We start from the raw sequence: 8596 nt of genomic DNA on the forward strand, positions 1-8596 counted from the left end.
GGGGCGGAGCAAAAGCGATCAGGAGGCAAAAAAGATGTTCAGTTGATGAGTTGTTTACAGAGCATATTGAATATGTCAGGTTATGTTGATTCTGCTATAGCAAGCCAGCGCGGCATACATAAAATGCAGGACAGACAATCCATGTGCAGCGACAGTGTCTTCGATTCGCTGGAAAAGCGTTTTATCCAGTGGCCAGATTAGCGGTTCGGCATGTTCGCTATCTGTTGTTTTCTCTAAATTTGATGGCTGAATTAAGGCAGGCGGTAAGTTTTTATAACGCTCTGACCAGAATTGCTGGTCTTGTCGATAGCGCTGTGAGTTTAAATAGGCATTATCTTCATGAATAAAGTCGAGATAAGAGGGCGCCGTTTCAGTAAATTCTTCTTCCCTGCTTAACCGAGTATACGTTTTGGCTATCTCTTCGGGAATAAGCCCTAAAGTAATCCCATCTCCGATGAGATGGTGACAGCAGAAATGCCAGTACCAATGCTTATCACTCACCCGTATCAGTTCAAAACGCCATAGTTCATTGTACAAATCAAATGGATGCGTGAAGGCAGTACGGATATATTTTTCAGCCTGTTCTTCTGCGTTGTCATGATCTGAGAAATCGTGGATTGGCACGGATACAGGCAAAGTGTCGGTGAGTGCTTGCAGCGGTAATTCCTGAGTTTTAACAAGTCGTAAACGCAATGCATCATGGCGATAAACAACGGCTTCAACAGCGCGTACTAACAGCGCTTCATCCAACTTTCCTTCAGCCAGAATCACTGAACCTAAGTTATAGCAGGTACTATGAGGACGGAAGAGCTGGTCGAGCCAGACGACTTGCTGGGGAGAACTGAGTGGGAATTTGTAAGAGGGAGATGCGGAAGAATTCTCTAATGAAAGTTGATTTTCGTTGTTAGTACTATTGCGTGACGTAGACATTGCTTAACTCCTGCTCGTGAAACTAGTTAACCGGATTAATAATGAATTAAATTTGATTTATGTGGCATTACTGCACACTGGAGATATTGAAGAACTAACTCTTTATGAGCAGATACTTTATTTTTAAAATTTCCGATATAAAAGGGATTTGGACTGTTTATTTTTGATGGGAGTTTTTAAAAATTCTGATGGGGTGCTATTTGGAGAGTTTTTGGGAAGTTTAACAGAACATTTATGGCGCTCTATGGGGTTATCATATATTGGCTCTTAATAATTCAGTTCTTCAAAACCCCTATATAATGTTTTGTTCTTACATAATTTTTTTTGCGATGTATTGAAGGCATCTGGCATAAATATCCCCTCGCTAGAAAAAGAATTAACTAGCATGGGAACACTGTGGGAGCAGAAGATTTTAGAAATTCAGGAAGTTAAGCTTTCAACGGATAGAACGCTTCTATTGATAATGAAGCTAAAGAGGGGTGTTTCAGAAACCGGCCCGGTTTTATCCATACCGGCAACTGAAAATATTCTGACATTCCGTCACTCTGTCCACTCAAGCCAGAGGCCGTCTTCGTTATCGCAGAGGAAGGAATTCAGGGAAGATTTTACGCTGTAGGCACAACGTTTACTGCTGCTGGGCCTTTGGCACCATTCTCGATGGAGAACTCAACTTTCTGGCCTTCGAACAGAGTGCGGTAATCGTTACTCTGAATAGCGGAGAAGTGTACAAACACGTCTTTGCTTCCATCGGTAGGGGAGATAAAACCAAAACCTTTATCCGCATTAAACCATTTTACTAAACCAGTCATTTTATTAGACATGTGATATTTCCTTTGATTGAGCCTTTTTAGGCGAATATGGCTTGTTTTACAGAAACTACTTAGCGCTTAATGGAGAAACTCAAAAAGAAGGGGATATCTGGGATAACGCCTGAGGATGAGAATTGCTTTAATAAACTGCTTTGTATGAGGTCTGTCTTTCAAACCGACTCAGTTATTAACGCATGATCACGAATATTAAGCAAGTTATATTTTAACTATTTAGCATCTGGCGGGATACGACACTGTTGAAAATCACCGCCTATTGGCGGTGATTAGAACTTATAACAATTCAAATGCTCGCTTAATGACCTCTTCGGAATAAGGCTGTTGGCCGTTTTCCATTTGAATGATAGCTTTAACCAATCGGCTCATTGTGGCGACATTTTCTACATCCACCACGTCGTTGCTGGTTACGCCAACTGATTTACATACATAAGCGATATAACCTTCGGTATTATTTTCATTCGGTGGCGCCCAGCGGGAAATAAACTGACGAATAGTATTGTCCCCGTATTTGCGTTCATAATTACGCAGAATTTTTAGCATCGCCCGTATACCATATTCCGGCGCCCCAAATTGACAAAATGATTTGTCTGTCTGGATATCACGTAAACCCTGCCATTTGTCTCCATGACGGATATTGCCAGGGTTATGGTTACGAATCCCTCTTGTCATTGTTATCTCCTAAACGTTTATTGATGGCACGAACGGCAAACTCTCGTATTTTCTCTACACCAATAAAACCAATGGCACCGCCGAGTGCAGGTGAAATACTGTTTGGAATACCAAATAGTTCCAGTCCGCTGGAAAATCCCCACGACAACGCTCCACATAGTAGCGGCTCGACCCAGCGATTTTTCCGCTCCACACCGTCATAAATGAGCCGGCCGTAACAAATCATGACGGCCAAAATAGAGCCAGAAATTTGTGGCCAAGCATTTCTTAGGCCGTTTAATAAATCGGCCCATAAATCAGGATGTTCTTTCATCATTATTCCCATAATTTAATGATAGGCATCACAGAAGTAGAGTTTTCAACACTTACTTAATGACGTCCCGTACCCTTCCATAGTAACGCGGGTAAAGAAAATCCATATGGTTACGCTATTGTGCACTGGTTCTTACTAAGCCTGTAAATGCCAAAATTTTGGATATACAAAAAACAGATGGGATAAAGAAAATATAATCAAAAAATAATTTTAATAAGATATTAAAACAGGGGTTATTAGAAATTTTCCCTGTTATTTCAATATGTATAGCGCTGGTTATGTGTAGATAAATTCATTTCTGCCTATTTACTTAAATTGCACAAATTCAAATAGACACTATATTAATCAATGTGATTTTTAATAAGAAAACTATATTTTTACAAATAGTTAATTAATAAGATTATATTATTGATAATTTTTTACCATGACTTATTTGGCATCGTTAAATTTTCCTGTTCGTGTCAACTATTTGATGATCATTGCCAAGTAACTCTGAATTTATCCTGTTAGTTCAATTAGAGATAGAGTAAGGAATAATGTCATGAAAGTATTGATAGCAGAAAACGAGGTGGGTACACGATATCATAGTCACTATGTGGAAAATGCTGTGCATAGGTTGGCTGATAAATTAATTGAGAAAGACGTAGATGTGGTTATTGCTGAGTCTTTTGATGATAGCTATACAATAATTTCAGCCAATGAACCGTTTGATTGTTTAATGATAAGCTGCGCACTCATCGATAATGATTTATATCTTCAAATACAGAAACTACTCAATAAATTATTTGAACGACAGGAAAATGTTCCGGTCTTTTTGTTAAGTGATCGGGAAAAAGCGGTATTTTTGCTAAATCATGAATTACTTGAACAGTTAACTGAATTTGCCTGGATATTGGAAGATTCTGCGGATTTTATTGCTGGTCGTGCCATTGCAGCCATGCAGCGTTATCGTCAACAATTATTGCCTCCTTTAATGTCAGCATTGATGAAATATAGCCGAACCTATGAATATTCCTGGGCGGCGCCTGGGCATCAAGGGGGAGTCGGATTTAATAAAACACCAGTTGGCCGCTTTTATCATGACTATTATGGGGAAAATCTCTTCCGTACCGATATGGGAATTGAGCGAGCTTCATTGGGTTCGCTATTAGATCATTCCGGTGCATTTGGTGAAAGTGAAAGAAACGCCGCCAGAGTATTTGGTGCAGACCATTCTTATTCTGTCGTGGTTGGAACATCGGGCTCTAACCGCACGATTATGCAGGCTTGTATGACCGAAGATGACGTGGTCATCATTGACCGAAATTGCCATAAATCCATTGAACAAGGGCTGATACTGACAGGCGCCAAACCTGTTTATATGCTACCGAGCCGTAACCGCTATGGCATCATTGGGCCCATTTATCCACAAGAAATGCAGGCTAAAACATTACAGAAAAAACTGAAGCAAAATCCACTGATCCAAGACATGGCTAATCAGAAACCTGTTTATAGTGTAGTGACAAACTGTACCTATGATGGTGTCTGTTATAACGCTAAGCATGTACAGGAATTATTAGATAAAAGTGTCGATAGAATACATTTTGATGAAGCATGGTATGGTTATGCACGGTTTAACCCAATTTATCATGATCATTTTGCCATGAGTGGAAACCCGAAAAACCACTCTGGGCCGACAGTCTTTGCTACCCATTCATCTCACAAATTGTTGAATGCACTCTCTCAAGCCTCTTTTATCCACGTACGGGACGGACGCAACCCTGTGGAATTTTCAAGGTTTAACCAAGCCTACATGATGCATGCAACAACTTCTCCTCTGTATGCGATTTGCGCTTCAAATGATATCGCGGTTTCAATGATGGATGGCAATAGCGGTTACTCATTGACTCAGGAAGTTATTGAAGAAGCTGTTGATTTTCGTCAGGCATTAGCGCGTTTGAATCGAGATTTCAGTAAGAAAGGGGATTGGTTCTTTAAACCCTGGAATCAGGAAAAAGTGACGGATCCTGCGACTGGTAAGAAAATGGCTTTTGAGGATGCACCCAAGGAACTACTGACGAAAGAACAAAGTTGCTGGGTAATGCGTCCGGGAGACAATTGGCACGGATTTGAAGATTTACCTGATAACTGGAGTATGCTTGATCCGATTAAAGTCAGCATATTGGCTCCGGGCATGGGGGATAATGGTAAGTTGAAAAAACAGGGCGTGCCGGCAGCATTAGTCACCGCATGGTTAAGCCAGCACGGTATCGTACCGACCCGCACCACGGACTTCCAAATTATGTTCCTATTTTCAATGGGGATCACCAAAGGAAAATGGGGAACATTGCTTAACACCTTGCTGTCTTTCAAACACCATTATGATGCTAATACGCCCTTGAATAAAGTTTTGCCAGATTTGGTAGAGCAACACCCAGACGTGTATGAGCATTTAGGATTGAAAGAATTAGGCGATAAAATGTTCGATTATTTATGGCAGAATAATCCGGGTGAAAAACTGAATCAGGCATATGCGGGTTTACCCAAAATGGAAATGACTCCGCGAGCCGCTTATCAGGCCATTGTGACCAATAATGTGGAAATGGTGGCACTGGACGATTTACCTCATCGCATTGCTGCGAACTCTATCATCCCATATCCGCCCGGTATCCCCATGCTGCTTTCAGGCGAGAACTTTGGTGATAAAACCAGTCCCCAAATTGGATATTTACACGCATTACAAAAATGGGATCACGAATTTCCTGGTTTTGAGCATGAAACGGAAGGCACAGAAATTATCAACGGCATTTATCACGTCATGTGTATAAAAAAGTGAAAATGGGAAGATAAATTATGGCTATTGTTTCAGAGGCAAATGTTTCAGAGGCAAAAAAAGTCGGATTGATCCCCGTTACTCTGATGGTTGCAGGTAACATCATGGGGTCGGGCGTTTTTCTTCTGCCTGCCAGCCTGGCTGCAACAGGAGGTATTGCGATCCTTGGATGGCTGGTGACTATCATTGGTGCTGTGGGGTTATCAATCGTCTATGCGAAAATTTCTTCACTGGATGACAGCCCGGGGGGGTCTTATGCCTATGCGCGACGAGCCTTTGGCCCTTTTTTAGGCTATCAGACTAATATTTTATATTGGCTGGCGTGTTGGATTGGTAATATCGCCATGGTTGTGATTGGGGTTGGTTATCTAAGCTATTTTTTCCCCGTCCTGAAAGATCCCATTATTTTAACCATCACTTGTACAGTCATACTGTGGATATTTGTCATTTTGAACATTATCGGGCCACATGTTATTACCAGAGTACAAGCGGTAGCGACAACCTTAGCATTAATTCCGATTGTAGCAACCGCCGTATTGGGTTGGTTCTGGTTCAACAGTAAGACATATATGGATGCGTGGAACGTCAGTGGGTTGAATACCTTTGGCGCGATTCAGAGTATTTTAAACGTAACATTATGGTCTTTTATTGGCGTTGAAAGTGCTTCTGTCGCGGCTGGTGTGGTTAAAAATCCTAAGCGTAACGTACCAATCGCGACTATCGGCGGTGTTCTTATTGCGGCCGTCTGTTATGTTCTGTCCAGCAGTGTGATTATGGGTATGATCCCCAACGCGGCGTTGAAAATCTCATCTTCACCTTTTGGTGATGCTGCCCGATTGGCATTGGGAGATACCGCCGGAGCAGTCGTTGCCTTTTGTGCTGCGGCAGGCTGTTTGGGCTCATTGGGTGGTTGGACATTGCTTGCAGGGCAAACAGCCAAAGCTGCCGCAGATGATGGGTTGTTTCCTTCAATCTTTGCCAAAGTAAACAAAGCAGGAACTCCTGTTGCGGGTTTGTTGATCTTAGGTATCTTAATGACGCTTTTCCAACTCAGTAGTATTTCTCCAAATGCAGCGAAAGAATTTGGCTTGGTCTCTTCCGTCTCTGTTATTTTTACCTTGATACCTTACCTGTATACCTGTGCAGCTTTGCTGTTAATTGGTCATGGTCATCTTGGGCAAGAGAAAACACGATATATCATTATTACGTTTATTGCCTTTATCTATTGTATCTGGGCAGTTTTTGGAACCGGAGCAAAAGAAGTGGTATGGACACTCGTTGTCATGATGGTCATAACGGCAATGTATACCTTTAACTACAACACGAAACATCCTGTCCCTTTTCCGTTAGATAAAAAAGCTTAACTGCGATTTTTGGGTGTCACTATTTTGGTGCTGTCATTACAGCACTTTTTTTTGATCAAAAAACATTCGCGATCTGTGATCTTGCCCTAATATTGACGCCTCTGCGTGTAGTATTTAAATAACAAAGGAAATGATTTCATACTGGATTCAGATGGTAAGGCTTTGCCTTGCAGATTGTTATCTTTCTTTTGGAGAAATAAGATTATGAAAAAATATATATTACTCATACCGATAATGATAGCTCTGGGTTGTTCGGCTTGCGCAAACGATATGAAAATAACAAAGGCAACACATTCTTTAAAACCTGATAATATTGTTCATAAACCACTGGTTCTCAGAACCGGCGGCATGATGGAATGTGGGTATGGTTATGTGGTTGGGATATGGTCAAATGCCGATAGATGGTATGAATGGGGAGTTTGGTTATCAAAAAAAGGGCGGAGTTGGCATAATAGTGATACCAAATTTTATTGGGCTTACAATATGTTAAATATCGGCCATGATAGTGGACGATTCGCTTATGCAGCTATCTTGGCAGCCCAGGCCAATGGGCAGATGGTGCAACTTTTGGATGATGAAAAGGGACATGAATGTGACAGATGGGGTACTGGTCACTATAGAGGCCCGAAATTCAATTCAGTACAAACCTGGTTCCCATAATCGTGAGTCATTTTTCTGGTTTCTCTGAAAATTGATAAAATTTCAAGTGAGGAACATTTAATGAGAATTTTAAAACTCTTTTATTTATTATGCGCTTTATTTTTATACATAGCGCAATCTTATGCTCAGCCACCAATTGATAGAGTTTACCGAATGGATTTTCGCCCTCTAGAAAGAATCATCATAGATGGAGGATTTCTTCCCCTCGGAACGAATGATGATATTGTGCAGCATGTTCAGGGGGTCGATCTGGAAGGGAGTATTGGTGGCAATTCAGCATTTGTGTCAACGTCTACCGATCGAGAGTTTGCTTTTGAGTGGGGCGCCGATTTCAATGAGGCTCACGAGCCATTCTACATTTATGATATACGGCCAACCCCCAATTTTTATAGTGTGCTTTTATCATTAGAGTACCTTTATCAGCAGACAGATGATAGCCGTTATCAGAATCTGATTAATACTTTTGGGCACCAGGCAGAATATGTGGCACTTGGCGGTATTAGTATCGAACAAGTTTATGGAATGCAGGAGTATGTGTATGATCAGGGTGCAGGAGATTATGTTGAAAGAGGGGGTTATATACCTAATACATTGTACCGAGGGGTTCAAACAGGACCAAATGCCGGCCCTTATATACAGCACTCCCAACCACAAAATGAAATAATCACATCTGTATCTTATTGTGCTCTTAATCTGTCTCTCCCGCGTTATTCTGTTCGTCTTACAGCCAGTACTCACGATAAATACCCATTCTTAAAAAAATTAAAGATATGTCATGACAGCTTATCGACAATCACTTTTTTAAACGTCACTATTTTGTAATAGTGTTCAATTTAATTTCACTCCACCTGTTCAAAGGTGGAGTGATTAGTATTATGGCTTTAGCCAGTTTAAGATGCGTTAGCTTCTTAAACATAAAACCACCCGCTATGCGGGTGGAGTTCAAGGGTTATACCAAGAAAAACACCTTTCCGTTACGATATAGATGTTCAAGCTAATATACGTAACTTAAATAAGGAAA

8 protein-coding genes are annotated in these 8596 nt (G+C 41.0%); 4 read left to right on the top strand and 4 right to left on the bottom strand.

The window, feature by feature from the left end; all coding sequences use genetic code 11:
- Positions 1 to 75: 75 nt before the first annotated feature.
- The 4 genes from Xentx_RS17460 to Xentx_RS17480 all read right to left on the bottom strand — a co-directional run bounded on the left by Xentx_RS17460 (position 76) and on the right by Xentx_RS17480 (position 2739).
- On the bottom strand, positions 76 to 930 hold the full coding sequence (locus tag Xentx_RS17460) for a condensation domain-containing protein (RefSeq protein WP_074021783.1): 855 nt from the start codon (positions 928 to 930) through the stop codon (positions 76 to 78).
- A gap of 605 nt (positions 931 to 1535) precedes the next feature.
- Positions 1536 to 1751 carry a transcription antiterminator/RNA stability regulator CspE gene (gene cspE, locus Xentx_RS17470; RefSeq protein WP_074021785.1) on the bottom strand — a complete coding sequence of 72 codons (216 nt, stop codon included), beginning with the start codon at positions 1749 to 1751 and terminating at the stop codon, positions 1536 to 1538.
- A gap of 279 nt (positions 1752 to 2030) precedes the next feature.
- Positions 2031 to 2426, bottom strand: coding sequence for a structural protein (locus tag Xentx_RS17475; RefSeq protein WP_074021786.1), 396 nt, complete (start codon positions 2424 to 2426; stop codon positions 2031 to 2033).
- Positions 2407 to 2739: a phage holin, lambda family gene (locus Xentx_RS17480; RefSeq protein WP_074021787.1), complete on the bottom strand. Its 333-nt coding sequence runs from the start codon at positions 2737 to 2739 to the stop codon at positions 2407 to 2409. The genes Xentx_RS17475 and Xentx_RS17480 overlap by 20 nt, the downstream gene beginning before the upstream one ends.
- A gap of 541 nt (positions 2740 to 3280) precedes the next feature.
- Here Xentx_RS17480 and adiA point away from each other — a divergent pair.
- The 4 genes from adiA (at position 3281) to Xentx_RS17500 (ending at position 8397) form a co-directional block, all read left to right on the top strand.
- Positions 3281 to 5554 (top strand): arginine decarboxylase, encoded by a 2274-nt coding sequence (gene adiA / locus Xentx_RS17485; protein ID WP_074021788.1) that lies wholly within the window; start codon positions 3281 to 3283, stop codon positions 5552 to 5554.
- 17 nt (positions 5555 to 5571) lie between these two features.
- The gene (adiC, locus tag Xentx_RS17490) at positions 5572 to 6915 is read left to right on the top strand and encodes an arginine/agmatine antiporter (RefSeq protein ID WP_074021789.1); all 1344 of its coding nucleotides are present in this window, start codon (positions 5572 to 5574) and stop codon (positions 6913 to 6915) included.
- Between the two features lie 270 nt (positions 6916 to 7185).
- Entirely contained in the window at positions 7186 to 7575 is a 390-nt protein-coding gene (locus Xentx_RS17495; RefSeq protein ID WP_139292530.1) for a hypothetical protein, read from the top strand.
- Positions 7576 to 7635: 60 nt separating this feature from the next.
- Positions 7636 to 8397, top strand: coding sequence for an enterotoxin A family protein (locus tag Xentx_RS17500; protein WP_074021791.1), 762 nt, complete (start codon positions 7636 to 7638; stop codon positions 8395 to 8397).
- Positions 8398 to 8596: the final 199 nt, after the last annotated feature.

It is taken from the genome of Xenorhabdus thuongxuanensis, assembly GCF_001908095.1.
Classification (GTDB): domain Bacteria; phylum Pseudomonadota; class Gammaproteobacteria; order Enterobacterales; family Enterobacteriaceae; genus Xenorhabdus; species Xenorhabdus thuongxuanensis.

What these genes read in the sequence shown, in the direction of transcription:
- Xentx_RS17460 (WP_074021783.1), bottom strand. Translation starts at nt 930, where the DNA reads ATGTCTACGTCACGCAATAGTACTAACAACGAAAATCAACTTTCATTA.
- cspE (WP_074021785.1), bottom strand. Translation starts at nt 1,751, where the DNA reads ATGTCTAATAAAATGACTGGTTTAGTAAAATGGTTTAATGCGGATAAA.
- Xentx_RS17475 (WP_074021786.1), bottom strand. Translation starts at nt 2,426, where the DNA reads ATGACAAGAGGGATTCGTAACCATAACCCTGGCAATATCCGTCATGGA.
- Xentx_RS17480 (WP_074021787.1), bottom strand. Translation starts at nt 2,739, where the DNA reads ATGAAAGAACATCCTGATTTATGGGCCGATTTATTAAACGGCCTAAGA.
- adiA (WP_074021788.1), top strand. Translation starts at nt 3,281, where the DNA reads ATGAAAGTATTGATAGCAGAAAACGAGGTGGGTACACGATATCATAGT.
- adiC (WP_074021789.1), top strand. Translation starts at nt 5,572, where the DNA reads ATGGCTATTGTTTCAGAGGCAAATGTTTCAGAGGCAAAAAAAGTCGGA.
- Xentx_RS17495 (WP_139292530.1), top strand. Translation starts at nt 7,186, where the DNA reads ATGAAAATAACAAAGGCAACACATTCTTTAAAACCTGATAATATTGTT.
- Xentx_RS17500 (WP_074021791.1), top strand. Translation starts at nt 7,636, where the DNA reads ATGAGAATTTTAAAACTCTTTTATTTATTATGCGCTTTATTTTTATAC.